Annotated in this window: 21 protein-coding genes; 5 read left to right on the top strand and 16 right to left on the bottom strand. The window is 51.5% G+C overall.

Translation table 11 applies throughout. The features are described 5' to 3' along the window. Positions 1–13: 13 nt before the first annotated feature. The 5 genes from OEY58_03125 to OEY58_03105 all read right to left on the bottom strand — a co-directional run bounded on the left by OEY58_03125 (position 14) and on the right by OEY58_03105 (position 10614). Positions 14–691, bottom strand: a complete 678-nt coding sequence (locus tag OEY58_03125) for an SCO family protein (protein ID MDH5324431.1) — start codon at positions 689–691, stop codon at positions 14–16. A 60-nt stretch (positions 692–751) separates the two neighbouring features. Beyond that, a complete protein-coding gene (locus tag OEY58_03120) occupies positions 752–1402 on the bottom strand; it encodes an SCO family protein (protein MDH5324430.1) in 651 nt (216 codons plus the stop codon). Beyond that, positions 1399–2379, bottom strand: coding sequence for a peptidylprolyl isomerase (locus OEY58_03115; protein MDH5324429.1), 981 nt, complete (start codon positions 2377–2379; stop codon positions 1399–1401). Before OEY58_03115 ends, OEY58_03120 begins: the two co-directional genes overlap by 4 nt. Further along, on the bottom strand, positions 2379–4355 hold the full coding sequence (locus OEY58_03110) for a cytochrome D1 (protein ID MDH5324428.1): 1977 nt from the start codon (positions 4353–4355) through the stop codon (positions 2379–2381). Before OEY58_03110 ends, OEY58_03115 begins: the two co-directional genes overlap by 1 nt. A 214-nt stretch (positions 4356–4569) precedes the next feature. Then, positions 4570–10614: a hypothetical protein gene (locus OEY58_03105; GenBank protein MDH5324427.1), complete on the bottom strand. Its 6045-nt coding sequence runs from the start codon at positions 10612–10614 to the stop codon at positions 4570–4572. Between the two features lie 740 nt (positions 10615–11354). Between OEY58_03105 and OEY58_03100 the strand changes: the two genes are divergently transcribed. After that, a complete protein-coding gene (locus tag OEY58_03100) occupies positions 11355–11996 on the top strand; it encodes a response regulator transcription factor (protein MDH5324426.1) in 642 nt (213 codons plus the stop codon). Between the two features lie 52 nt (positions 11997–12048). Here the strand turns inward: OEY58_03100 and gspD are convergent, their stop codons facing one another. The 11 genes from gspD to gspE all read right to left on the bottom strand — a co-directional run bounded on the left by gspD (position 12049) and on the right by gspE (position 22818). Then, a complete protein-coding gene (gspD, locus tag OEY58_03095) occupies positions 12049–14352 on the bottom strand; it encodes a type II secretion system secretin GspD (protein MDH5324425.1) in 2304 nt (767 codons plus the stop codon). A 39-nt stretch (positions 14353–14391) separates the two neighbouring features. Beyond that, positions 14392–14970 (bottom strand): hypothetical protein, encoded by a 579-nt coding sequence (locus OEY58_03090; protein ID MDH5324424.1) that lies wholly within the window; start codon positions 14968–14970, stop codon positions 14392–14394. Positions 14971–14972: 2 nt separating this feature from the next. Beyond that, positions 14973–15593, bottom strand: coding sequence for a type II secretion system protein GspM (gene gspM, locus OEY58_03085; protein ID MDH5324423.1), 621 nt, complete (start codon positions 15591–15593; stop codon positions 14973–14975). Further along, entirely contained in the window at positions 15586–16761 is a 1176-nt protein-coding gene (locus OEY58_03080) for a PilN domain-containing protein (GenBank protein MDH5324422.1), read from the bottom strand. Before OEY58_03080 ends, gspM begins: the two co-directional genes overlap by 8 nt. Continuing rightward, on the bottom strand, positions 16745–17671 hold the full coding sequence (locus tag OEY58_03075; GenBank protein MDH5324421.1) for a type II secretion system protein GspK: 927 nt from the start codon (positions 17669–17671) through the stop codon (positions 16745–16747). The genes OEY58_03080 and OEY58_03075 overlap by 17 nt, the downstream gene beginning before the upstream one ends. Positions 17672–17716: 45 nt before the next feature. Then, entirely contained in the window at positions 17717–18463 is a 747-nt protein-coding gene (locus OEY58_03070; GenBank protein MDH5324420.1) for a prepilin-type N-terminal cleavage/methylation domain-containing protein, read from the bottom strand. Next, entirely contained in the window at positions 18460–18837 is a 378-nt protein-coding gene (locus tag OEY58_03065; GenBank protein MDH5324419.1) for a type II secretion system GspH family protein, read from the bottom strand. Before OEY58_03065 ends, OEY58_03070 begins: the two co-directional genes overlap by 4 nt. Before the next feature lie 60 nt (positions 18838–18897). After that, the gene (locus OEY58_03060; protein MDH5324418.1) at positions 18898–19377 is read right to left on the bottom strand and encodes a GspH/FimT family protein; all 480 of its coding nucleotides are present in this window, start codon (positions 19375–19377) and stop codon (positions 18898–18900) included. A 3-nt stretch (positions 19378–19380) separates the two neighbouring features. Further along, positions 19381–19803 carry a type II secretion system major pseudopilin GspG gene (gene gspG, locus OEY58_03055; GenBank protein MDH5324417.1) on the bottom strand — a complete coding sequence of 141 codons (423 nt, stop codon included), beginning with the start codon at positions 19801–19803 and terminating at the stop codon, positions 19381–19383. 64 nt (positions 19804–19867) lie between these two features. After that, entirely contained in the window at positions 19868–21079 is a 1212-nt protein-coding gene (locus tag OEY58_03050) for a type II secretion system F family protein (GenBank protein MDH5324416.1), read from the bottom strand. A gap of 2 nt (positions 21080–21081) precedes the next feature. Continuing rightward, entirely contained in the window at positions 21082–22818 is a 1737-nt protein-coding gene (gene gspE, locus OEY58_03045) for a type II secretion system ATPase GspE (GenBank protein MDH5324415.1), read from the bottom strand. Between the two features lie 256 nt (positions 22819–23074). Between gspE and OEY58_03040 the strand changes: the two genes are divergently transcribed. The 4 genes from OEY58_03040 (at position 23075) to OEY58_03025 (ending at position 26154) form a co-directional block, all read left to right on the top strand. Then, positions 23075–23689: an SCO family protein gene (locus tag OEY58_03040; protein MDH5324414.1), complete on the top strand. Its 615-nt coding sequence runs from the start codon at positions 23075–23077 to the stop codon at positions 23687–23689. Beyond that, positions 23686–24186 carry a copper chaperone PCu(A)C gene (locus tag OEY58_03035; protein MDH5324413.1) on the top strand — a complete coding sequence of 167 codons (501 nt, stop codon included), beginning with the start codon at positions 23686–23688 and terminating at the stop codon, positions 24184–24186. The genes OEY58_03040 and OEY58_03035 overlap by 4 nt, the downstream gene beginning before the upstream one ends. 127 nt (positions 24187–24313) lie before the next feature. Then, positions 24314–25591, top strand: coding sequence for an ATP-binding protein (locus tag OEY58_03030; protein MDH5324412.1), 1278 nt, complete (start codon positions 24314–24316; stop codon positions 25589–25591). Positions 25592–25593: 2 nt separating this feature from the next. Continuing rightward, positions 25594–26154: a response regulator transcription factor gene (locus OEY58_03025; protein ID MDH5324411.1), complete on the top strand. Its 561-nt coding sequence runs from the start codon at positions 25594–25596 to the stop codon at positions 26152–26154. Positions 26155–26189: the final 35 nt, after the last annotated feature.

The raw sequence follows: 26189 nt of genomic DNA, 5'->3' as shown, positions 1-26189 counted from the left end.
ATGCGAAGGAAACTTAACCTTCGCGGAGTAGATTCCGAAGCTTCATGGCAATGGTGGGAACCGGCGTATTGGGAATGATTTTGGACCAATGTCGGGTTCGAGTATTCCCCGCCAGCAACAGCGGATTGTGCGCTTCGATGTCGTCAGGATATAAGCCAAACTTGGAAACCACTTGTTTCACCATCTCCGCATTCCCGGTTAAGAATGTCCAACCGGGATGATCTGCTTGGTGTTTTTTTGCAAATTGCTGCAACGCCTCCGGTGTGTCACGGCCGGGATCGTTACTGATGGACACAAAAAAGACTTCCTTACCAAACAAAGGTCCCAACTGGGCTTTGACTTTGGACAGGTGCTGGGTCACCAACGGGCAAGCATCTTTGCAACGGGTGTACATCACATTGAGCAGAACCACTTTACCGTGCAACATATCACTGTAGAATTTCACCCGCTCGCCGGTATGGGTAGTTAAAGTCATATCGGTAAAATAGCTGCGGGCGCGCTCCACTTCCGCTGCCGGCGGTATTACCTTTTGAACTTGAATGCGATTAGCTTCTTGCAATGATTGGGCGGAAAACTCACTGATAGGAGCCGCCGGCGCAGCCTGATGCTTTTCGCCTTCGTGAGCACTTAAAGTCGGAACCACCGACAAAACCAGCAACAATGCAGATGTATAAATTCGTGTCTGTGTCATGCTAACAACCTTTTTTACCACTCTATTTTTACATACCGACCTTATTGGCACTCTTTGGGCTCACTCGTGTCGGTGACTCAATTTACGCTTGGCGTTCAATCGATTGACGGCGGCAACAATTTCATCGGGGTTAGGAAAACCAAAAAACCGTTGCCATTGCCCTGATACCGGGTCGCCTACAATAACCATGGAGGGATGATCCTGAAAATTCGGGGTGTAGGCACCCAAACTTATTAACACCCTATCAACATTATTTTTGTCGCCGGTGAGCCAGGTCCACCCTGACCCCGCGCTGAGTTTTTTACTATAAGCCGCCAGGCGTTGCGGCGTATCTCGAATCGGGTCCACCGTCAGTGAAATCAACGACACGTCCTGCCCCACCCGTGATGCCAGTTTATCCTGCACCTGGATCATAATAGCGGATAGAACCGGGCACACGGTGGTGCACGTGGTATAAACAAAATCCATGACCACCAAACGATCCGCCAACACCTCCTGCGGGAACATGACACTTTGGTTTTCCTGGGTCAGCAGCTGGGTAACCGGAAGCTCGATAGACTCCCCCATCAACGGCTCAGGTGTTTTTTGTAGCTGACTCTTATGGTGTTGATGGCTGTGATTTTCATGCGCCGCATGATCACCCTCAGCAGAAAATAGTGTCGTCGAGGGCAGCAAACTCACCGTCAAGAATATAAAACTCTGCCATTTCATAAAACGGTATAGACCTCGATTTGTGCTTGTCCGCGTAATCGCTGAATTTCCTTTTGCTCCTGCAAACGAAGATTTTGCGCACCGAGAAATGCACGAATTTGATCCGTCGCATCTGCTTCGCTGACTTTGGCCGCGTCTCGCGTCTCCTCCAGCTTAACAATGTGCAAGCCATAGCGCGTCTTCACTACATCGCTCACCTGCCCCGGTTTCAACGCAAATACAGCATCTTCGAATGGTTTCACCATTTGTCCGCGAGGGAAGTAGCCCAAATCACCACCTTGTGCAGCACTTTTATCCTGACTGTGCTCCCGCGCCAAAGCAGCAAAATCGGCACCCTTGCGGATTTTGTCAGCCAGTTCCGTCGCCTTGGCTTTTATTTGCTGCAATTGCTTTTCATCCATGGTTGCATTGGTTTGCAGCAATATATGTCGAGCCCTGACCAGGGGTGGCATATTAAATTTTTCCGGATTATCCACGTAAAACTGATGCACCTGCTCCTGAGTCGGTTCCTGAGCCTGTTGGCGAATGCGATCCAGATAACTTCGTGCCGTAACCATTCGTTTGACATGGTGAAAATAGCTTTCCTTGGTATAACCTTCTGCAGATATCTTACGGGCAAAATCATCATCGGACTTAAACTGCTGTCTTACTCGCGCCACCGCTGTTTCTACCTCCGAGTCGGTAACCACCGTATCGGTCTTGTTGGCCTCCTGCCACAGCAATTCAGCATCAATGAGCAAATCCAACACTTCTTTTTTAAACTCTTTAAGACGTTTTGGATAGCGAATCGAAGCGACGTTAATGTTATTGTCCCGCAAGTATTCCTCGAAACTACGCTCCAACAACGCCGCGCTAATAGCCACACCATTGACCTTAGCCGCGAGCCCCAGCGCGGAATCGGCAGATACGCTTGTTGACGCCAAAAGCGAGACCGCCAACCCTAGAGATACTAAGTTGCGGAAAATCTTCAAGGCCATCACCGACTCCCTGCGTCTGAACTTACTTGAGCCAAATGCGGTACCGTTACAGCCGATTGCTTACCCGCGGTTTTAGCCGGACGAGCAATCACTGAAAAATACGGGAGATCATTGTAATTGACATCACTGGAACGACTGGACACATGCATATAATACGCACCGGCGGTGCGAATGGGCAGCATCACCTCATAGACTCCATCACCCTTGTGTGTTGCAACCAACTCGACACGCTCAGAACCGGGAGCGCGGAACATGAGCACTGTCACATCCTTCAAACCGGATTTGGGTTTACCGGACTTGGCATCCTGCAAGCGGAAACGTAAGGGCAAAGTTTCGCCGGTTTGAACCGTTCGGCGGTTTGACAAAAACTCAATTCCCAAGGCCACTCGATGTTTTTCTATAGCCGGGTTTTCCACCACCTCGGCGGAAAAACAATGCAACACATTGGGTGTTTCCAATTGAAAGGCCACATCGTAGCGGCCGGATGCCGGCAGTTTAACCACTGTTTCATACAGACCCGGTTGTATCTCTTTCAAGCTTCGGTCGATCACCGTAACCGCTCGCGCTTGCGAACCACGCACCTTGTAGTTACTGGACGGCGCGTTCATGCCCTCCATATAGAAGTAAGTGGTATTGTCAGTAGGATTCACTACAAACAAAGCCGCTTCGGTAGTAGCTGCCATCATAGAATCCGCCAGAGGTAACCGCCCTGCCAAAGCCGGCGCTTTGGAACCGGCAGCGAAACCCTGGACAATGGGATGATCCCGGTCCGCTAAACTGCTTAGATTAATCATGGTTACCCGTTCACTTTCCAAAGCCCGCACATAGGCGAAGGCGCGACTGAACGTTACTTGATAGGGCTTACCCGGCACGTCCACATGATGTGCCGCTCGGGCATTGGCCGCATCAATAATGTGTAGTGTTTCCGCTGAAGGATTCACCACCATCGCCCAACGCCCGTCCTGAGAAAACTTAATCGGCCCCAGCCCCGGCTTCAGTTGGATGTGCTGTTTCATCTTCAGGGAGTTGGGATCGATCACCGCCACCTCTCCCGATTTGCCGTCGGAGACATACACCACATCAGCCAAAGAGGAGTAGGCCATGGCAATGGGTAAAGGACCGGTTTTTATGGTTTTAACCGTTTTCAGGGTCTGGCTGTCGATAACCGTTACTGAGCCGTTGTTGCGATTACTGACGAAAGCATAGCGGCTGTCCCCGGAAAAAACGATTTGATGGTGACCGCTGCCTGTATGCAGGGTTTTAACCGGTTTATTACTCTGTGTATCGATCACTGTGACGCCGCTGGTTTTGCCATCACCGTCATTTCCCACCCACAAATAGCGCTCGTCGGGTTGTAATATAACGCGGGTAGGATTCGAGCCGGCGTTGATATTGGTGCTCACTTTGAAATTGTCCGTGTCCACCAAAGCCACCATATCCGTACCGGGCATACTCACGTACAAACGTTTATCATCTTTGGATTTTACCCAATCCGAGGGCACGCCTTTCAAACGAATGCTGGTCAAGGTGCTGGTTTGTCCTACCATGGAAACCAAAGGGTCCACCACGGAAATGCTGGGTTCGGTATTCATCACCAACACAAAGTAACTGTTTAAATCCAACATGGGGCGAATGCCCACAACGCCCTTTAAATACAGCGCGATTTTTTCCTTGCAGGATTTTTGCTGGCCTTTCTTACCCTGTATGAGCTGACCCATATCCATCCACACGCCTGGGGTGACACCTTTCACCGGATCGCCGTTACTGCTACTACTTAAACGGAATCGCACCCGGGCGGACTCACCCTCCATAAGCCGGGTGTTGGCTTGTAACGGCTCCATTTCAAAATCGATATTGACGCCTTTCTTGGTAAACTGGTCTTTAACAGGACCGTTGTCAGATGCCAAGGACTGAGCAGAGATGGTCAGCACCACTGCCATACTCAGCAAGCCGGCAGCATGCGCAAACTTGGACATGATTTCCCCCCTTTCTATACTGCATATACTTCTTATTACTGCTGTACCACTGTATCAGACTATCGCACAAATTTGTATTAATTTTGTACAACACCCGAAACCGAAAAACAAAAGACGCAGTCCCAAAGGAACTGCGTCTTCCGTTGTACTTCAACCGAGTTTTTTCGGATTCATTTCAACTCAGTATGCTCTCGACAAACGTTGTTCTCACGCTCTACTTGACGCGGAGAATACCCCACAAGCCGGAGGCATTACCGGGAGCGGCAAAGTCACCAAACTTGTAATCACCCGGTTTGGCATTAGCGCCACCGGCACTGGGCAGGACCACATCAAAGTGCGTTCCAGGGGCAATACTTTCCTGAGCACCTTGATAGAACGCCTGCTTGTTGTCGCCAATGGCGGTTGATCCAACCTCGGTCGTGGAACAACGTCCGGGGATATTATCCTTGGTCCCGGCACAGACGTAGGGATCACGCTGCCACACATGGCCGTGCAGGTAGAACGTAGATCCTCGCGAAGTACCGTAAGCGTTGGTCACGCGAATACGGGTCGGTTGACCGGCATTGGCGACAAATACCGGAGTCACCGGATCACCACCCACTTTGGCGTTGGAGAACACGTCAAATTGGGTTTGTGCACCAAAGGTTCCCAAGGCCGTGGCGTTACCAAAATCCACGTTGGGCAAAATACCGAAGCGGAACCACAAAGGCTCAATGCCGTAGTTCATGGACATGGCACTGGCGTCCTGGCTGTCTTCCGGTATACCCATCCCTTCACCGTTGATGTGTTCCACCGGTGTACCGTCGGCATAGTAGTGGGTCAGCGCTTTGGAAATTACCAGGGAGAAGTCACGGTAACTATTATTTACCGTAGCGCCGGTGCGAGTGCATCGCGGTTCACCCGGTTGACCGCATGTAGCCAGATCCACGTCTTCCACCCAAGTAGCGCCTTGCGGCTCAACCACCGTGGTACCCACCAGGGCTTTTTGCCCTTGCTTAATGGGGTCGACCGGCTGGATATTAGCACCTCCAAACTCCACCGGTGTGGCATTCAAGGTAAATTGATTGCCATCGGCAGTGTGAGACAAATCCCCGGCATACCAGCGAATACGTTGGCTCACCTGACCCGGCGCCGTTAAGGAGTTGGGATTTTCACCCACTTGCACGCCGTTATGACGACTCACATCATAGGCCATCATTTGCGGATGCAGGCCGATATAGCCGGAAGCGCGAATCAAGTTGGTCTGGAAGGTGGTCGCCCCTAAAGGATTGAAGCGATCACGTTTCACCACACCCAACAAGCTGCTTAAGGTGGCCAGATCGGGAACCCCGGCATTGACCGGCGTACCACTGGCACGACCGGTGGCAAAATTAACCGCGCGAGTTAACGGCGGCAATTTATTGCGCAGGGTGATTTCAATACACTCACCGGCCGCTGCACGAATAACCAAAGGCTCGACCGGTTTACCAGCCGCCAGGCGTACCGGACAGTTGATCTGATTGGCATCCACCACGCGATTGTTGCCGTTGCCTGCGAGACAGTTGTTGTCGGTAGGATCAATGGGCACCAAATCACTGGAGTGGAAGTACAGGATCGCCGTCGGATCATGAATCGGTCCTTGACCCAAAGCACCCGCACGGTTGTTATACACCAAAGAGCCACCCGCCGGATCCAAAGGCACCGTACCGACGTGGTCTGTCGGCAGACCGGCGGCACTCAAAGGCGACGGATCAACGATATTGCCATTCACACCCACGTCAGGGTTATCCGGCAGCGCGGTGTTAGCCAGCAAGGCAGTGATATCAAAATTACGTACCGGCGCATTAATCGGGCAAGGCCCGTCAAAGTCGGCGGCATTGGCAATTTTGACCGGTGTAACCGTGGTGGGCAGTTGGACTAAAGCATCCTGAGCATTGTTGTAAGCGCGTAGGATACCCCACATACCACTCCACATACCGTCATGAGAGTAATCCATGCTGTAGGCGTAATCATTGCTGTTACCGCGATTACCCTGTACCGGTACCGGCGGGATAGCCAAGGTAAACTGCTCGGAAATGCCACCGGCCTGGGCGCCGCGCCAACCGGAGTTACCGGCACGACCGTGGCCGGAACCGGCCTGCAACCATTTCAAACCGTGAATGGTGGCATTGTGCTCTTCTTCATGAGCACCGGCCTGCATTTTCACTCGCACCACATCCCCGGTATAAGCACGAACCATGGGTGTGAAGGGATCACCCGGATTGACACCGGCCGCGTTAATGGGCGGTGGGAAACGGGTACCGTTAATGACCGTGTTGGCATCGGGTTGCACGTTCAGCTGCGGAATCACGCGATCGGTACGGGACAACATAGCCAGAGCCAGATCACCTTCAGGACCATCCGCCTGCATTCCGGGCTTGCCATCCGGACCGATCTTGTTGGGATCGTAAACACGCAAACCCAAAGGCTCGTTACGATAGTTCACCACCATCATACCCGGGTCTTGAACGTCGATAGCCTGCGGACAAGGACGGACCGGGCATCCGGGCGCATCGGGATGACCACCGGCCGCTTCCAATACCAAATCCGGCATTACCGGGAAGTGCTGTACCCGCGCCGGAGGATTGATGGCAAAACGGAAGGCATTAATCGGATTGTTATCAAAGTCCGGATTACCCAAGTTAGCCACTTTTACACCGGCTCCGGGACCCACACCGGGTAATTGCTCACCCAGTTGGCCTGCACCCACATAGACACCCGCTTCATAGGCATGCTGGAAGTCGGCGTATTCAAAGTAGAACTCACGGAAAGGTGCCACGTTACTGTTGGCGGGCGGAATGACGGTCGCCTGCCAGGATGTGGGACCACCGTCAGGACGGGTATACAAAGGCTCACCGGTTTCGTTGTGCGCCCAAGCAGAACCGGCCGGCTCTACCAATACGGTGGCGTACAATCCCACTTGCTGATGGGTGGATGGGCCGTAGTGGTCGTGGGTAAAAATAATACCCAGACCGCGATCTTCGCCATCGGTATTCACCACCGGGTCTGCAAACCAACGCTGCAAGGTGGTACGTGCTCCAACCCAATGGGAAGCCAACTGCGCCGGAGCGACACCGGCAAAATACGGATGGGCTTTAGCACTTAAGTGAGTCGGCGCCGTCAAACCGTCGGAACCGGAACCCACCAAATGGGCTCCACCGCCACCGGCCACACCGGCGGGACAATCAGCCGCATCCACGAAACAGTTCAGAGCATGGATACGCTCCTGCACCGCACCGGGAGACAAAGTACCGTCTTCGTAGTTCCAACCGTTGGCGGAACCGTCAGCCGTGGTCAAATCCCACTTAGGCAAGTGAATGTGCTGACCGATAATGTCGGTAGGCGTACGCACTTGATAATCGTCCGCTTCATACACTTCCGGTACCAGGTTGGTGTGTTGGAATACGGCACAATCAAAAGTATTCAGACGCATAACCAGGGGCTCACCCGGTTTGGCTTTGGTGATAATGGGCACCGCATCTTCCCACAGAGCAATAATACGTTGCTGAGGATAGTGGTAACCCACTTTGTTCAAGACGGCGTCGTATTGAATGTTCGCACCTTTATAAATACGGGGATTATCCGCATTAAAAGGACTGGAACCGAAAGAACTCATTCCCGCCGCACTACCGGCTGTCGTCAACGCTGCGTTAAAGAACATGGGATTGGAACCGTTCCCCAAACGCTGACCGAGGTCATCCACACAGGGCTCGTTAAACGGAGCGCCGATTGCGGGCAGTTGGCCGTTAAGGATAAAGCCACCTTCATTGGCGCCGGGATCGGCACAGGTAGCCGCAGACCCATCTGCCATGTACGTATCATGACAACGTTTACCGTGAGTTGCCATAGCCAGTTGTTCCACGTCGGTACCGGCTTCAGGATAAAACACCGCCTGAGCCTTACCTACGGCTTTGGTGAAGTCGATGGGAGAAATCACATTGGCGAGATCCGCACCACCGGCCGCGTAACCCTGCAAGGCAGCGCGAGGCAGACCGCCGTCCCAACCACCGGCTTGTGTGTCCACCAAATTGGCGAACAGTCCGGGGTTTTGTGCTTTGGCCGCAGCCACATCTGCTGCACTGGCCATATCCAGCGGTGGCGTAGGCGGCCGTTGCCCTACGATATCTTCGATACCCGCCACCCAGAAAGGATATCCGGGGTTTACCGTCAAAGGTCGAGCCACATCCGCCAAACTACCCGCATTTTGTTGGCCCACGACAGCACCGGTACCGGGATCAATCACGTTGACTAACAGCGGATTGGGTTTAAGGGATACGGCACCGGGCATGGGCGCCATAGCTTTACCCGGCAGCGGTACCAGGGCAGGAATGGGCGCACCGGCCACGATTTCCGCATCCGGTAAAGCTCGGGCACCCGGCGCGGGCGTACCGTCACCCAAACCTAAACCGTCTTGGGTAAACGGTACGTGGAAACCACCGCCGGTGACACTGGTTTGCAGTTCCGTACCCGCTTCGAAGGTGTCGTGGTTACGCCAGTGATACCACATACCCTGGGCAAAGTGCGGGTAGAAGTGACAGTGGAATATGGCGTCACCGGAGGTTTTGTTACGGTTACCGGAACCGCCAAAGTTGATTTCATAGGTATAACCGGCGCCGGGACCTATGCCCTGGGCATCCAGATAGTTGGAGTTATCATCATTGGGGTTGTACAACCATTGGTGGTTGTGCAAATGGAACACATGCTGTTCCGCACCCACGTGCACATTACGGAACTTGGTAAAGTCCCCGGTGTAACTGTGATGTACATTGGAAGGGTCTTCCGTATATAACGCTTTAGTGGCTTTAGGACCGGTAGCCGCACAAGCGGCTCCGCCCAAACCCGCCGGATTACACGCCTCCAGACCAAAGTTGGCGGGAATATCCACCAACATAGCCGGATCACCCACGGTATAGGAAGTTAAGAAAAATTCTTCATAGGCACAGGTCAAACAATCGTGCATGGGGCCAACGCCCAATCGGTTGGCCAGAATCTCCGAACCAATACCGCCGGAACCGTAGTTAATCATAAAACCGTCTTTAACTCCGGCCAGTACATAACGAAACACATCACTGCCGCCCACTGCACCGGGTTCATAAAAACCGGGGAACGCCTGCTTGGTTGCCGGCTCATCATGGAAGATGGAAGCAAAATCCCGGAACGGCTCCAGACGATTGGGTACGGTAGGGTTGCGTTTACCTACAGACTCCAAGGGATAGGTGTCCGGTGGATAGTGGCCCATCTGGCCCACATGGGGACCGGTATTCGGAGCAGACAGAGCACCGCTGGGACCGTAACCAACAAAAGCGTTAATTTCCGAGTGGACGATTTCGCTGTTTGCCACATTGATCATATTGACCACGGGCAAGCCGGCTTTACCTTCGGCCACCCACACATCCGCTCCCAGATTCGCGCCCGTGCCACCGGCCACAACGGTGTTGCAGTTTGCCGCCGGATAACGGGCTTCATAGTCAATCACAGGATGACCGGCGGGTGTCTGGTTTTGCGCACCGCAAGTGGGCGAAGCCGGGTTCAAATCCAAAGAGGCCAAACGCATTTCCTCTTGGGTTATCTGGCTGCGGTAAATAGCCGAATTTTTCGGTTGCACGATAACAGAGCCAAACAGCAGGTTGGCCGCGTTGCCCTGGTTGGCGTCGGAGCCTACCGTTGTGGCCATGCCTCGCATAGCAAAAGCGCCTTCTTTCTCGGCATACAAGGTATAGGTTTTAGTTCCACCCTGCGGTACGGTATTGTCGGCATTGTTGCCAACAAATGCGCCGTCATCCGCATCGGGGCCGTTCATGTATTGCATGCCGGTTACAAACATGCTCACATGCCGATCCGCCACCTGATTGTTTATCAAGGTGTTGAACAAAGGTGGTATGTTTATCGGCGGCTGATTGGGATTGGCTACGCGTAAACCGTTACGCAGGTTTACAGTCAAACAATCGCCTGTACGAACACGTAACACCAAAGGACGTGGACGTTTGTCCGGGCGTAACATTTCCACGCCCCCGGCAAGCACCACATCCCGCTCCAGTGCGTATATCATACCGTTGATGTTGGAAGCCCCCAGTCGGTTAAACATCACCGGTTGGTCTATGGCCACCACATTTGCCACCACTGTACGCCCGCAGGTGACAGCGGACTGCGCCACTCCCGCCACCGCGAACAAATTCACCCCTAACGCTGCCGTCAATAGCAAATGCTTTGACGCGCGTTTACCTCCTACGCCGCTATTCATAACTACCCTCCAATAGCTTTGCGAAATGCTGACCCAAGAAATGTGGAAAAACACGCCCCACTCACACGGGTGTTTCATTTCTCCCCCCAACAAATCCGGATTCAGCTTTCTATAGTTTCCAGTTATCTCTTCTTTTTACAGCTGGAGCCAGAGTACTTGAGCCAACTCAAGATAACATTAAGCAAATGGTGGATATTGAAGTATCTTTCGAACGGTAGGTGCCTATACTTTCGATCAGGTATTTTGATGCCAACGTATTGCTTGCAGGTAAGAGCTTGGTTATGATGTATACTGATACTAAGTCGCCTCTTAATAAATAAACCAGAAACCCAGCGGGCATAGAGGAGAGCACAAGCGTGAATTATCAAGGTTTAAGCTAGTTTTAATAAATATAACCAAACAAAAGAGTATAGTTTAACAAGGATACGCACTTTGCCACATGCAGGCAGCAAACCGCGTCAGTAGCGAGTACTACAAAACTTGTGAAAAGTCTAAAAAATTTGCTACGTCAAGGCTTAATAACTGTTTGTGTAATTTGCTAACTGCGATATATCGCAGAACGAATTAGCACAAACGCCAAAGTGACCCCAGAGTCACGGTCAGGGCTCCAGCTGTCCGGTTAATAAAGCTAACAGCTGCTCAAAAGTTATGAGTCACGCGAGTACAACAACAAACGCATTGAGCATATCACTTGTTTTCCGCATACCAACAGGTTTGCGTTTCATAGAGGGGGAAAACCTGTGAGTACAGACGGTACAGTAGGCATCATTATTTGCGACGAACATTCCATTGTTCGTTATGGATTGACACATATGCTGGAGCAGGAAACCGACGTTACGGTGCTTGCCCAGACGCCTTGCGCTGTGGAACTGAGCCGCCACGCTAAGAAATTTGAGGCTGATGTCGTTATTTTGGACGCAGCCAACCCCAACTATCTACTGGCTGTGTCCAACCTCCATTCATTACCCCAAAAACCCAAAGTGATCGTCTACACGACACTGGAAGATGAAAAAACTATTGTTAACGCCTTGGAGCAAGGAGCTTGCGGGTATTTGCTAAAAAAATCCGATTATCGAGAATTAATCAAGGCCATTCGGGTAGTACAAGAAGGAGGGACTTATTTAGACCCCCTCGTTGCAGCCAAACTGGCGGCACATATGCGTGCCGGCACCAAGAAACCTATCGGCGAAGAACCTCTAAGCAAACGTGAAATAGAAATTTTAAGATTTCTGGCCACTGGCAACAGTAACCGCGACATCAGTAAAAAGCTACTGATCAGCGAAACCACTGTCAAATTTCATGTCAGCTCCATTTTGGCTAAGTTGCATGTCCGCAACCGTACTCAGGCCGCGCTGGCAGCCAAGCAGCACGGAATCGTTTAGAGCCGTCGCAACAGCGCAACATCCATCACCGCATTAATAAGGCAGACCTTCGTCACTGCCCCAACGTTTTCTCGCTTTGCCTATCCGCACTCTGTATATCCGTAGCTTGTATAGCGGTATTTTTCGAATCCCGTTGCAAAGCCGCAGGAGCAACCCCGGTGTTTATTGTTGATGGCGGCGGTAAACTGGATTCAATATAGCGCAATTTTTGGCGGTACTCTGCCGTTACACGTCTGGCTTCACTGCTATTACGAATAACTTTGGGCGTGAGCATAATCAACAGCTCGGTACGACTGGTACTGGTAATGGTTTTACCAAACAACCACCCTAAAAAAGGAATGTCCCGCAACACCGGTACACCGGTTTTACCTTGCACCTTGTTTTCCCGAATCAAGCCTCCCAGCACTACGGTCTCACCGCTGTTCACCGCCACCGTACTTTGAATGGAACGGCGCAGAAAAGCTCGCTGTCCTGTGGCTTCGTCAATATCGCCCACGTCGGTCACTTCCTGAATAACATCCAAAGAAACCATACCACCTGAATTCACTCTCGGCGTCACCTCCAACAGCACCCCGGTATCCTTGAACTGAACCGATGACGCCACGACTTTACCTTCTGCGGACACCAAGGCGGTGGAAACAGGCTGTTGGTCACCTACTCGAATATTGGCCGTTTGATTGTTACGTACCATCAGGCTTGGGGATGATAAGACATCGACTTTACCGTCGGAGGCCAACAACCCTAACAGGCTGCGTAACTGATCACTACGATTTACCACGTTATAACTAAACGTGGGTGAAAAGGACAACGCGCCCCCAACAGACCCGTCGCCACTGTAGTTGCTCCCCAAACGGTTGTTGAAAAACCACTGCATTCCATAGTTCAGCTCACCGCTCAAGCGCACATCAATGATTGAGGCCTCAACCAACACCTGCAATGGCGCCACATCCAGTTTTTTGATGGCGGTCTCAATGCGGGAATAATCAGACGGACTGGCCAGTATGAGCAACACATTGTTATCCTTGGCCGCCATGATTCGGATGTGACCGCCTACGGCAGCCACCACACCGACGGATTTTTCGGCTCCTTGCATCGGAGCGCTGCTCTGCTGCGATGCCGGGACCGCTGGCGGTTTAGCCGCAGCCGTTTCTCCGAGACTGGACAACGTTACGGGCTTCAGGCCTGGAGCCAAATCCGCAGTGGATTCATTCTTCCCTGACGCCGGCACTGCACCCACATCGGCAAACAACTCGTTCAAAGTGCCGGCGAGATCGGCCGCGTTTCCGTTTTCCACTGGATAGACAAACAATTGCTCGCCTTCGCCGCTACCCGGCACATCCAAACGCTGCAGCCACTCCTGCACTCGCCCCAGGTACTGACCTTGGGTACTGATTGCCAGTATAGCGTTGAGTCGCTCTATTGGCACAAAGCGTAAAACCCCATTGAGCGGAGATTGTTTACTTTGAGACAGAAAGATACCGTCCAACTCCTTAACCAAAGTCTCCGCACTGGCGTGCCTCACCTGCAACAAAGCAATCGACATACCCTGGAGCCAATCCACATCAAACATATCCGCCAGTTCCAACATAACACTCAAGTCCTGCGCCGAAGCTTCCAACATGAGCAAGTTGCGGTCTTTATCCACGATAACCGCGGCACCTTTATCTGCCAACGGTTGCAACACTGCCGCCATCTGCTCTGCACCGATATAACGCAGAGGCAGAATGTGCAAACCGGTACCGGCACCGACTGCGCGCCTCCCCAGACCGGCGCTGGCAACAGTATGACTTTTTTCGGGAACAATCTGATATAAACCGTTACTATGCAGTAGTTTGGCATTATTGGTTTTAAGAATATTCTCCAGTATGGGCAGCACATCGGCATCGCGAATGGGGCGGGATGTTTGCAGGGTCACACTTCCCCGCACTGCCGGGTCGACAAAATAATTCACCTTGAGCAGATTCCCCAACATCATGTCCACAACTTTGCTAATATCCGCTTTTTCAAAATTCAGTGTCACGCCACCTTTTTTACCGTGGCGCACGGAATTTCCAGCATCCCGGAACTGCGAATTCAGAAAAACGCCCGTCCCTGAAATCAGACTATCTTGTAACGACCGACTTTGATCCGGCCTGCCGCCCGGCATGTGCTCTTGATTTGCGTTTTCTTGCGCCAAGGAAATACCCACCTGCGGTTGTTGTGGTTGCAGTGCTTGCAGTGGCGATGTTACGCCCGCAGTCACACCACAACCCTGCAACCCCCAAACTAGCAAAATAGCAAAGGAACCCTCCCAGGCCGGCCAAGCTTTGTTCAAATAAATTTTTCGCCATAAACCCAATTGATTTTGTATTTTCATCACACATCGCGGTAAAGCCACCACTACGTTATTCCGCAGCTACTTTGCCAACTGTACCGGCCCCCTCAAATATAACTCTACTTTATTGGTTGCATTATCCCTTTCCTGCATCACCACCGAATCCGCTAAAATTTTCCTGATAGTCCATCCCTGCTCACTATCCCTTTCATTCACCGTAAAAGACTGCCGTAAACTTTTGTGCCAAATCAAAGCAGCTCTGTTCTTACCCTTAATGGAAATACCGCTAAGCTGCCAGGGAAAAGCATCCAAATTCACCGGTTTTAGTGGTTCATTTGACGACACCGATGCATCAACGCGAGCCTCTGGTCGACGACTCTGGCTGAACAAGGGTCTTTCAACCATTTCTCGATAAGCATAAATAGGGGAAGCCACCCCCAACATACGCTGCTGCGGTTTTCCCACTTTACTGCCCACCGAATAATTACCGTCCCCATGGTTACCGATCTTAGTTTTCGATTTTTTTTGCCCGCTCAAAAGCTGATCTTGCGCAACCAAAACACCATCTTCTGACATAACGCCGGTTTTCTGAACCTGGTAATACAGAACAGCCAGTAACAGCGCCATCGTCATGAGCAATACTGATCGGAGCACAGACATACCTAGCTCTCCTCTTTCCCTTGCGGCATTGGCGGTCGCATATAAGCCGTTAATTGAAACACCACATCCAGCATTTGCGTTCCGTCGGTGGTTTGCAGAAAACGTCGATTTCCATGGCTTTTAATATTCACATCATGAACAAACAAAACCGGCCTGGCATTGACCAGTTCATAGAAAATACGCTGCATCGCCCGCATATCCGCCTTCATAACCACCTTTAAGGTTACCGGGTATAGAGACAACGCCTGCTTGGCTGTGGCATTGGAAACAAGCATCTGACTGCTGTTGAGGCGAGCTTCATTTTTTTGAATAATTTGTTTTATTTTTTGCTGCAAGGACGCCGACGCCAGTTCTGCCGTACTCTCTTCGAGGAAATACTCCAGCAGCGCTTTATCGGTATTGAGTGTATTGATTTGTTCCAGGTAGGATTCACGCATAGCCAAGGCTTGATCATAGCGGACGAGTTGCTGTAATAAGCGAGCATGACGCTGCTCCAATTCTGTATACTGCTCCTGCATAGGATAAACCAGAAGTAGGTATACAGCCGATAGAAACATACCAAGCAATGCCATCGCCAGGAATTTTCTTTGTCCAGCGTCACCGGGTACACTGAGCTTAGCCACCGGAACCCCCTTTAGGAACCCGTGTTGCTACAATATGAAAACGCTCGTACTGATTGGCACTGTTTTGCGTTAGTGGCGAGGCAAAGCGCACTTGACTGAAGTATGCCGACGATTCCAGCACCGCGAGTATAGAGGATGCCGTTTCGGACTGCCCCCGCATTTGCACCTGGTTCTTCTCGATCCACAACTCCTCCAGCCAGGTATTATCCGGTAATGCTTTGCTTAACGCGGTCATCAGTTGCAACACATGCACCTCATTGCGCTTTTGCTCCACCAATAACTGCAGGCCAGTTTGATAGTGCTGCAAGTCCTGGCGCATTTGGTTGATTTCTTTTACTTGTACCCGTAATGCTTGTAACCGATCACTTAAAACCGTATTGGCACGCTCCAGTTGCATGCCGGGAACCACCACAATACTAAGCAGCAAAACCGAAACCAGCAACAACAGCAGGGCATCTAGTCGACGACTGCTTCTTTGTTGTTTGGAGCGCGGCTTTGTTGGCAACAAATTCAAGCCCGGCAACGCTACCGCCACTTCTTCCGCCACATTGTCGAATCGGGGTACCGTAACCGCGCATACTTCCCCTGGCAGCACCCGCAATTGCTCCAAAAGAGGATCGAGATAAGCCTTGGGCACCAACGCCAAACAAACCCGTACCTGCCCGGCACCTGCCTGCGTCGGTTTGTTTTGATCCAATACCACATAATCGTAATAAACTTGATCAGCACTAAAAGGGGTATGCCGATCCATTTCATAGCTAATAACTTGATCCAGATTTTGAGCCACGGCAGCGGGCCAGGAAATGCTTTTCACCAGACAGTGATCAGCCGAGGGGCGCAGGCAATACCCGCTCGAACCCGATGGCGCAGCAGCAATACCTTGCTCGGCCATCCAATCCAGCAGTTGTTGCTGATTCCTTGTCGATTGCAGGGAATCCAGAAACAGATTGGGCTTAGCTCCCTGCGTGACGCCCCGGCGAACCTCAAAAATCCAGCCGTCGTGTTGAGGTTGCACTTCAATACCGGGTGTTGATGTCGTTATGGCACCCAGCAAGGATCCGAATACTCCTTCCAGTTCCTGGAGCCACCACCGGAAAAAACGACTAAGCTCCCCCCAAAGCCGGGAACTGTTTAAGCTCATTCGAATGGATTCAGCTTTCATATTCATTACAGTTAAATCTGTTCGCAATAATCAAACACGGTTTTGCCAACGGTTGCCACTCCAAAACAGAATAGGACCACTGCGGCGCACCGTGTAAGCGCACCACAGCTTTAATACCTCCGCGCGTCACCATGGTGCCGGTACTTGAACCATTCCTTGATTGCTCGACTGCGTGCGGCTGAGTCAATGCTGACGTTATGGACACTACATTCGTCGCTGTAAGCGATTTAACAGCCGCCTGGCTCACGCTCAAACCGACGGAATGCATGGCTCGACGTACTTGTTCCGATGCATATTGACTGCTGACCATACTTTGCCCTGAATAAACGGTCAATGAATCTTGGACAGAATGGTACACTTGCGTGGTCATACCGCGGACCAACAATAACTCGGCAACGGATTGAAACGGAGCATCCTTAGCGCCGTAATCCAGCCCGGAAGCGGCGTAAGCATCGTCTTCCGCCCCCTGCGCGTGAGCCACGTGGTCCGAATCTCGCCAGTCCGCAATAGCGTGCGCCAATTCCGTACTTTTTGCCTCCGATACCCCGGCATTAACCAATAAGGATTGCAACAGCACCACCGGAGCATAATTAAGATCGATTCTGGCGCGCTCGTCTAACACGGACACACTCAGCTGCGAATCTTTATACTGCATTTGTCTAACCTGTCCATCCGCATGCCATGGGAACTGATGCTGTGCCTGTACCTGTCGCATTTGCCCCTGTCGCATCTGCAATAACACCAATAAAGCCTGATTCAGCCCCGCCTCCGCGTGATATTGGTCCCGCGCTGCTGCCAGCAGGTTGCCCGTGGACCGACTTTCCAGGCTCATGGATTTACTAAAACCCAGCGAGACCATGGACAATAGAGCGACCACCCACAATACGATAACCAAGGCCGTACCTTTTTGACCCATCACGATCTCACTGATCCCAAACCATTTGTATACCGCTGCCCCATACTACCCATACCACCCAGCACTTATAGTACCACTGCATCCAAGTGACAAACCCGGCACTCGGGCCGGCCCGCGTTTGCCGTCGCTATGTAACGTTGCCACAAACCCCGGCCAGGAAACCCCTGATTTAAGCTGCAAGTCGATGCGCACTTGATAAGGCAAAATATCTCGCCCGCTCCAGGTTTCCTGCCAACGCCATTGACCCGTGACGTCTTCACCAAGATAGCTGAACCTGGCTTCAACAATGTCTGTCAAAAGCACTTCCGATTCAGTGGCTGGAGTGCTGACTGACTGGAATAAACCCTTACTGCCCAGCGGTAACAATCGAGTGCTGAGCAACAGTTGAGCTTTGTCCACTCCGCCTTGCCCATCCAACTCCAGTACATGCAAACCTCCACCGCCATAATGATGCGGCAAAGTAGCCACGAACCGCATTTTCTGTGCGCTGCCCTCGAACGCTACATATTGCGGCACCTCTCTCGAATCGACGGGAGATCCGCCGGCGTCCAGCAACAGCGCCGGCACTGCAGCAAATGTGCGGCGTAACCAGTTTTGCGCCATATAGACCTCATTGTGCCCATTGTATTTCCTTACCCCCTTATCCCAAGCGGTGGTAACAAAACGCATGCCGGCGAACACCAGTACCAGCAATGTCGCCAACAAACTGATTGACAGCATCACTTCTACGAGCGTGAACCCGGAGTTTGATACCAACCGCTTCGGTAACCGAAGCTGCGTTACAGATTTCATAAGCGGGGCACCAGTTGCACAGTATCCAGTTGTACAGTACGTCCACCTTCGGCACCCCAGCTGACTTCCACATTGATGTCATAAGCCAATATGGGTAAATCGGCTTGGCTCCAATCCGCCGGTTTGATCACAGCGCGCCAGCGCTCGCCCGTCTCAAACACACCGTCCAACACACCCTCGGTTAAACGGGTAAACTTCAATTGTTCCAGTTTGTTCTGCGCCAAAGTACTTGCATGCAAATAAGCGCTGCTAATATGCGCAGCACGAATGGCATTGGAGAAAGCATTGGCGATAACCACCATGGACATGGCGAGAATAGAAAAAGCAACAATCACTTCTAGAAGCGAGAATCCGGCGTTTTTTCTAGATTTCATTGTACTTTGCCTTTTACTGCAGTCATTGCTACATACCACTTAACTCACAAGACCCGTTGTCTATCCTTCCTGCAGACTCACCTTACCGGTCAACCAACTCACTACTATGGTATAACTCCGCCCTTCCCTGCTCAGCTGGATCTCCCCACCACTGGAACTGCCATCCGCAAAAAAGCGAATAGCCCCGCTACCATCAGCTCGAACGCTGGACCCAGCTGTAGTAAATAGCACTTGGGTTTGCGGTAGCACCTGCCATTGTCCCACTTGCATAGCCGGATACCACAGTTTGCTCTGCAGCGGATTTAGTTTAAATTCAACCGCTTTTGCCTTGCGAATAGCCGTTGACCGGGTATAACGTAAGGCACTGACCAGTTCTCTGGCGGTCTTTTTCAAGTCAGTGCGGTGAAACCCTTTGCTTTTAGTTAAGGCGGGAGATACGACTAAAACTAAAATTGAGACCAACACCAAAACCAATAACAGTTCCAATAAGGTAAACCCGCAGGCAGGATTTCTAAAAATCTTGCGCCTCCCCCAAGCCATTGCTTACTCCCAGTTATTGATATCCCGGTCTTCCCCTTGACCACCCTGCGCTTTATCCGCACCCAGCGAGTAAAGATCGTAGTCTCCATGCTCACCCGGTGATTTAAAATAATACGGTTCTCCCCAAGGGTCTTTGGGCAGAGTTTTCTTTTTTAAATACGGCCCATTCCATGCGACTTGATTGGCCGGCGCCTCAACCAGAGCCAGCAAACCTTCCTGGGTACTGGGGTATTGCCCCAAATCCAACAAATACAAATCCAACCCAGCGCCAATATCCTCAATTTGTATTTTTGCGGTCTTAGACTTGGAACTGCCCACATATTGCATCACTCGGGGTCCTACCAAACCTGCCAGCAAGCCCAAAATACTCAAAACCACCAATAATTCGATTAAGGTGAACCCGGCGTGCTTAATCTTTCGTTTCATTTTCTAACCGCCCCTCACTACGCAAAACATTACAACCCACGTAATCCCTTACGCTGGCCTGACTTCACATCACCAGGTCATTCATACCCAGAACGGCCATGAGTATGGAGATAATTATCCCGGCTACGAGCAAACCCAAACCCACGATAAGTATCGGTTCCAGCAAGGCCACAAGACGCTGCAAACTAACACGCACCTGAGAATCATAAGTGTCTGCTACGCGTTGCAACATTGCCCCCAACTGCCCGGTTTCTTCCCCCACGCTGATCATATGCGTTGCCAACAGGGGAAACACGCCACTGGCTCGTAGAGTCTCTGCAAATCCACTGCCTTGTTCCAAACTGGTTTTAGCGGTATTGGCAATATGCTGCAAATAGCCATTTCGCATTACCGATGTGGAACTGCGCAGTGCGGCAAGTAAAGGCACGCCATTGCTCAACATCAGCCCCATGGTATAGCTGAACCTGGCCACATCCAGTTTTGCCAGCAAAGTCCCCACCAGAGGTAACGTCAACAACCATTTATGCCACTGCAAACGTCGCCTCGGATCCGCCAGCGCCATCTTAAAACCGGCCAACAACAATATTCCCCCAGGCAGCACTGTCCAGATGTACTGCTGTAACCACTCACCAGTGGATACCACGATCTGGGTAGACCAAGGCAGTGCGGCCTCCATCCCCTCGAACATTTGGGTAAACTGTGGTAACACAAACAGCATTAGGCCCAAAACCGATAACAAGGTCACCACAAGCAACAGTGCCGGGTACATGAGCGCAGATACAGTGTCGTCCCGCAGCTGTTTGTTGCGCTCCAAATAGTCCGCCAATTTACTCACTATTTGACCAAGGTTACCAACCAACTCCCCGGCTCGCACTATACTTACGTATAGTGGCTGGAATACTTTAGTATGGGCCTGAAGCGCTGCAGTGAATTCCGCGCCTTCACGGACCCGGTTACGCACATCCGCCACCACTGTCGCCATAGCCGGCTTTTCACACAATTGCTCTTGTATTTGTAAAGCCCTATCCAGTTCAACACCGGCATTGAGCAAGGTCGCCAGATTACGGGTAAAATCGATAACATCCTGGGAATGAACCACCCTACGCCTAAGCGTCCAGGTTTTTGAAGCGGTCACCAGAGGATTGGTTTGCACTTGAATGGGAACCAGGCCGGAATCCTGCAGCTGCCGCACCACTTCGGCCTCCTGCTCGGCTGTCATCTCCCCCTGCTTGCTGGCACCCTGGGTGTCGACAGCCTTATAATAAAACACTGGCATGGCTAAAAATCTCGGGTTACCCGTAGTATCTCTTCCAATGAGGTAATTCCCTCCATGGCCATATTAATACCGTTGTCAAACATAGTGCGCATCCCTTGGGCCACAGCGGTTTGCTTAATCGTACCGGCGTCGGCGCGACACAGTATTTGTTTTTTTACCGATTCACTCATGCTCATTAATTCCAGCACCGCCGTTCGCCCCACATAGCCGCTACCGGAGCAATGCCCACAACCCACCGCTTTATAGAGTAAAAGTTCTCCAGTACGATTTTGTTGCGCCCGTTGTTCCAAGCCCAGCTCGCGCACTGTTTCCGATGCCAGCGTATAAGCGTCGCGACAATGGGGACACAAAGTGCGTACCAGGCGTTGCGCTAATACACCATTTACGGTTGATGTGAGCAAATATTCTTCCAGCCCCATATCCAGCAAGCGGGTGATCGCGCCGGCGGCATCATTGGTGTGCAAAGTGGACAAAACCAAATGACCCGTTAGCGCTGATTGAACGGCGATACGCGCGGTTTCCGTATCACGCATCTCACCAATCATAATAATGTCCGGATCCTGACGCACTATGGAACGCAACGCATTAGCAAAACTCAAACCGATTTGAGGTTTGGCAGCAATTTGATTGACTCCATCCAGTTGGTATTCCACCGGGTCTTCTACTGACACGATTTTGCGCGCGTCACTGTTGATGCTACTCAAGGCTGCGTAAAGTGTCGTGGTTTTACCGCTGCCGGTAGGCCCGGTCACCAGCACGATACCATGAGGCTTAGTGAGCAAACGGGTAAATTCCCGCAGTAACTCACCATCAAAACCTAATCCGCTAAAATCCAGGGTAACGCCGGCTTTGTCCAATAAACGAATGACCACACTTTCCCCATACAATGTAGGAGCCGTGGCAATACGCAAGTCGATGTCCTTACCAGACACTTTCAGCGGGATTCGTCCATCCTGCGGCAAACGACGCTCGGCAATGTCCAGACGCGCCATTATTTTAATGCGGGAAACAATTGCCGCTGTCAAACCATAGTCCGGCGGTGCTATTTGTCTTAATACGCCATCAACGCGAAAGCGCAGTTGCAAGCGTTCCTCAAACGGTTCCAGATGAATATCCGACGCTCCCAACTCCACCGCTTGCTGAATTATCTGGTTCACGCTGCGAATAACCGGTGCTTCGCTGGCCAGGTCGCGTAAATGCTCCACGTCAGCACTGTCATTGGCGGCAATCGGCATGTTTGCGGATAAATTGTCCTGGCCCGCCTGATCCTGATCAGAAAAACAACGTTCCAGACTGGCATGGATATGAGAAAACAAACCGAGTTGGACCTGCACCGGTTTGCCATAGGCAACCCCTACAGCTTGGACCGCTTCGGTATCACGCGGATCCCCCATGACAACCACCACTTGGCCTGCCTCCACCCGCAAGGGGATTACGGCTTTGGCCCGTAAGTAACGCGGGGACATTCTAGGTTGCTCGTCAGGCAGGCATTCATCCGCCGCCACAATGGGCAAAGTGGTAATCGCAGATAAGGCCGCTGCGATATCCGGCGCTGACACCAACCCAAGTCGAAACAGTGTCGCCGCCGATGTATCCGTGGAATCGCTTTGAATCTGGCACAATTTACCCAGGTCGGATCGTTTCAACAGCTCATGATCGATGAGGTATTGCGTAAACGGATCGTGCCCCTTGTGATTAACGCCGATTTGCGTCAACCCTGTATCTGGTGTTGTGTTCATGAATACCCACTGCCTGGCTGGATTCACTATTTCTTATATAATCAATGCGTTCGGCAAAAACCCTGGTATATCGGCCTGCCAAATCAGCTAACATCTTACAACAGTTTAGTCCGGACTGTCTTGGCAAAGACAAGCCCTATACACATCAACAAGTTACCCTCTATACCCCATCAGGTGCGACAATTTGACACATTCCAAATCCAGTTCCACCTCCTTATACTAACTGCGGTTGTAAAGAAAATCGCTGTCACTGGTAATGCACAAATCTAACTGGACTATCCTCAACAGACTCTTGTTATCTCTTGTGGTTGTGGTGGCGATTAGTTGGGCCTGGTGGAATTCCCCCCGTCCAGGCCCAGCATTTACCCCTGTCGGCGGGGATTTCACCCTCCACTCCAGCGCCGGTCCTGTATCTCTGAAAAATTTCCGGGGTAAAGTCGTATTAATGTATTTTGGCTTTAGTCACTGCCCGGACATTTGCCCCACCACCTTAAAAACTTGGGCTCAAGCCCTGGACTCGTTGGATCCGGCCGCCCAAGACCGGGTTCAAGGTTTGTTTATCAGCATTGACCCACAGAGGGACACTTTGAAATGGCTGGAAAAATTCACCCACTACTTTCACAGCAGCATTCTCGGTCTGAGCGGATCGCAACAGGAATTACAGCAAGTGGCTGACCTCTATCAAGTGAAATACCGCGTGGAATATTCCCAAAACCGGCCCGATGAGGTTATCAAGGTGGAACACACCCCATTTGTATATATTATCAACCCCCATGGCGGTATCCACACCTTGTTGCCCCATGACAGCAGTACCGCCGGCGTTTTAAACGCGGTGGAACTGGCATTGACATTACAGGATTACAGTATATGAAACCCTCCAAACTGATTCTCTCCCTCACCCTAATCTATCTGCTACCGGCGGCGATGGCGCAAGATACATTGCAAATATCCGCCGCCAAGGTTCGCCAAGCACCTCCAGGCCTAAAAGTGACCGCGGCTTACCTGTCCATCCATAATCCCACCGCACAGGACCTCACACTGGTATCATTGCAAAGCCCGGCCGCGGATAAAGTGGAAATCCATGAATCTGTCAATCACGGCGACATGGTGAGCATGGAACATCGACCCCGCTTGCGAATCCCGGCCCACAGCAATGTGGAACTGAATCCTAACGGTTTGCATCTCATGCTCATGGGACTCAAGCAAACCTTGAAAGTGGATGAAACCATTTCCTTAACCCTGCATTTCGAAAAACACCCACCGCAGCACATTACCCTAGTGGTTACCGATATGCGCGGCGATCAAACCCACAAACGCGATTCCCGGCAGGATCATAGCCATGATAGACACGAACACGGACACCACTAAAAACAACAGGGTGTTTTTTAACCAAATCGACCTAATCACCCACACCGCTTAAGCAAAAACAGAAGCAGACGTTAAGGTAAAATAGGAAAGTTTGTCATATACTGTGCCATTTACCACTGAGGCAGTCATGTTCAGCTCAGCAATCAACAAAGTGGACACGCAGCAATTTCAACGCCTGCTAGTCGTACGGGCTATAGGCATCGCCTGTGAGTGCCTGGCAGTGATTACTGCCATGAACTTGTTCAACCTGAAGCTGCCGGTGACTCCCATACTCGTCATCATTGGACTGCAGTTTCTATTTAATATCCTGGCATGGTGGCGCATTAAAAAAATCCCCACCCATCCTACAGACCGCGAATTTTTCTCCCACTTGGGTGTTGATGTACTCAGTCTGACTGCCTTGTTGTATTTCAGTGGCGGCCCGACCAACCCTTTTGTCTCCCTGTTTCTGTTGCCCATCATTATCATTGCGGCAACATTGCCCACCCGTTTCGCGGCGGCAATGGCATTGTTATCAGTGGTTTGCTACACCCTGCTCATGTTCTTCTACGTCCCACTACCTCACCACCATGTTGGACACGGAACCGAGTTTGACTTACATGTTTTCGGCATGTGGCTAAGCTTTGTCCTGGCCGTTGTCATTATCATATTTTTTGTATTGATCATGACCGAATCCTTACGGGAACGGGACAACAAACTGGTTCAAATACGGGAACAAGCCCTGCGTGACGACAGCCTGGTCGCACTGGGAACCTTTGCAGCCGGTGCCGCCCATGATTTGGGTACGCCGTTGGCGACCATGTCCCTGACCGTAGAAGATTTACTTTGCGAGTACGATTCCGACCCAGACTTGCAACAGCAGTTGCTCGTGCTGCAAAGCCAAATCCAACGGTGTAAAATCACGCTGACAGAATTGTCTGCGCGCTCCGGCCAGATTCGGGCCGAAGGGGGCTACCGTTTGCCTTTAGACCAGTACCTGGAAAAAATTGTCACCGAGTGGAAAAACATTCGCCCAGATACCAGTCTGGACTACACTTGGGAACCTACGCAAGACGAGGAAGTACCTTTTATTATTGGCGACCAAACACTACGACAAGCCATCAGCAATATTCTCAACAATGCCGCGGACGCCTGTAACAAAGGCGTTGAGATGAAAGCCAAGTATCGCGACCAGCGCCTGATGCTGGAAGTGCTGGATGATGGCAGCGGACTGCCGGAAGACTTCAGCCTGACTACCGAGCCGCTCAATTCCACCAAGCACGATGGCCCCGGTATGGGTATTTTCCTGAGCGAGGCCGTGATTAAACGCCTGGGTGGTAATCTGCTGTTGAACAATCTGCCACAAGGCGGCACCCAAGCCCACATTGACCTACCGTTAGACAAGCTAGACCCCCGCTTCGGTTAAACATGGACGTGGCTGACGGAAATTCTGCCTATGACGACAACACCCTTTTATTGGTCGATGATGACGCGTTGTTTCTTCAGGTTTTATCCCGCGCCCTAAGCAAGCAAGGTTTTCACTGCATCTGTGCTAGTGATGCAATCACCGCCATAGAAGTGGCTCAATGCAACCCGCCTCAATTTGCCGTTGTGGACTTGCGCTTACCCGGCGAATCCGGTTTAGTAGTGGTGGAAAAACTGGTGAAGCTGTTCCCACAAATACGGGTCGTCGTCCTCACCGGTTTTGCCAGCATTAACACGGCCGTGGAAGCCATTAAACTGGGAGCGGTACAGTATCTGGCCAAACCGGCCAATACCCAGGAAATCATCCAAGCCTTGAGTCAGGACCAAGGCAATAGTGCTGCCGGCATCGCCGAACAACCCATGTCTCCCAACCGATTGGAGTGGGAACACATTCAAAAAGTCCTGGCAGATTGTGGCGGTAATGTTTCTGCAGCCGCCCGAACTCTGGGTATGCACCGACGTACGCTGCAACGCAAGCTCGCAAAAAAACCCGCTAAACGCTAACTATTGGTCAAAATTTAACCATTTTTGTTTTTTTT

The organism is Gammaproteobacteria bacterium (assembly GCA_029882975.1).
Classification (GTDB): Bacteria; Pseudomonadota; Gammaproteobacteria; order SZUA-152; family SZUA-152; genus JAJDNG01.
The sequence above is the reverse complement of the archived record's forward strand: the minus strand, read 5'-3'. Positions and strand labels throughout refer to the sequence as shown.

What these genes read in the sequence shown, in the direction of transcription:
- OEY58_03125 (MDH5324431.1), bottom strand. Translation starts at nt 691, where the DNA reads ATGACACAGACACGAATTTATACATCTGCATTGTTGCTGGTTTTGTCG.
- OEY58_03060 (MDH5324418.1), bottom strand. Translation starts at nt 19,377, where the DNA reads ATGGCTTGGGGGAGGCGCAAGATTTTTAGAAATCCTGCCTGCGGGTTT.
- OEY58_03080 (MDH5324422.1), bottom strand. Translation starts at nt 16,761, where the DNA reads ATGAATATGAAAGCTGAATCCATTCGAATGAGCTTAAACAGTTCCCGG.
- OEY58_03115 (MDH5324429.1), bottom strand. Translation starts at nt 2,379, where the DNA reads ATGGCCTTGAAGATTTTCCGCAACTTAGTATCTCTAGGGTTGGCGGTC.
- gspG (MDH5324417.1), bottom strand. Translation starts at nt 19,803, where the DNA reads ATGAAACGAAAGATTAAGCACGCCGGGTTCACCTTAATCGAATTATTG.
- OEY58_03090 (MDH5324424.1), bottom strand. Translation starts at nt 14,970, where the DNA reads ATGTCTGTGCTCCGATCAGTATTGCTCATGACGATGGCGCTGTTACTG.
- OEY58_03110 (MDH5324428.1), bottom strand. Translation starts at nt 4,355, where the DNA reads ATGTCCAAGTTTGCGCATGCTGCCGGCTTGCTGAGTATGGCAGTGGTG.
- OEY58_03025 (MDH5324411.1), top strand. Translation starts at nt 25,594, where the DNA reads ATGGACGTGGCTGACGGAAATTCTGCCTATGACGACAACACCCTTTTA.
- OEY58_03105 (MDH5324427.1), bottom strand. Translation starts at nt 10,614, where the DNA reads ATGAATAGCGGCGTAGGAGGTAAACGCGCGTCAAAGCATTTGCTATTG.
- OEY58_03040 (MDH5324414.1), top strand. Translation starts at nt 23,075, where the DNA reads ATGCACAAATCTAACTGGACTATCCTCAACAGACTCTTGTTATCTCTT.
- OEY58_03120 (MDH5324430.1), bottom strand. Translation starts at nt 1,402, where the DNA reads ATGAAATGGCAGAGTTTTATATTCTTGACGGTGAGTTTGCTGCCCTCG.
- OEY58_03065 (MDH5324419.1), bottom strand. Translation starts at nt 18,837, where the DNA reads ATGAAATCTAGAAAAAACGCCGGATTCTCGCTTCTAGAAGTGATTGTT.
- gspE (MDH5324415.1), bottom strand. Translation starts at nt 22,818, where the DNA reads ATGAACACAACACCAGATACAGGGTTGACGCAAATCGGCGTTAATCAC.
- OEY58_03070 (MDH5324420.1), bottom strand. Translation starts at nt 18,463, where the DNA reads ATGAAATCTGTAACGCAGCTTCGGTTACCGAAGCGGTTGGTATCAAAC.
- OEY58_03030 (MDH5324412.1), top strand. Translation starts at nt 24,314, where the DNA reads ATGTTCAGCTCAGCAATCAACAAAGTGGACACGCAGCAATTTCAACGC.
- OEY58_03050 (MDH5324416.1), bottom strand. Translation starts at nt 21,079, where the DNA reads ATGCCAGTGTTTTATTATAAGGCTGTCGACACCCAGGGTGCCAGCAAG.
- gspD (MDH5324425.1), bottom strand. Translation starts at nt 14,352, where the DNA reads ATGAAAATACAAAATCAATTGGGTTTATGGCGAAAAATTTATTTGAAC.
- OEY58_03035 (MDH5324413.1), top strand. Translation starts at nt 23,686, where the DNA reads ATGAAACCCTCCAAACTGATTCTCTCCCTCACCCTAATCTATCTGCTA.
- OEY58_03075 (MDH5324421.1), bottom strand. Translation starts at nt 17,671, where the DNA reads ATGGGTCAAAAAGGTACGGCCTTGGTTATCGTATTGTGGGTGGTCGCT.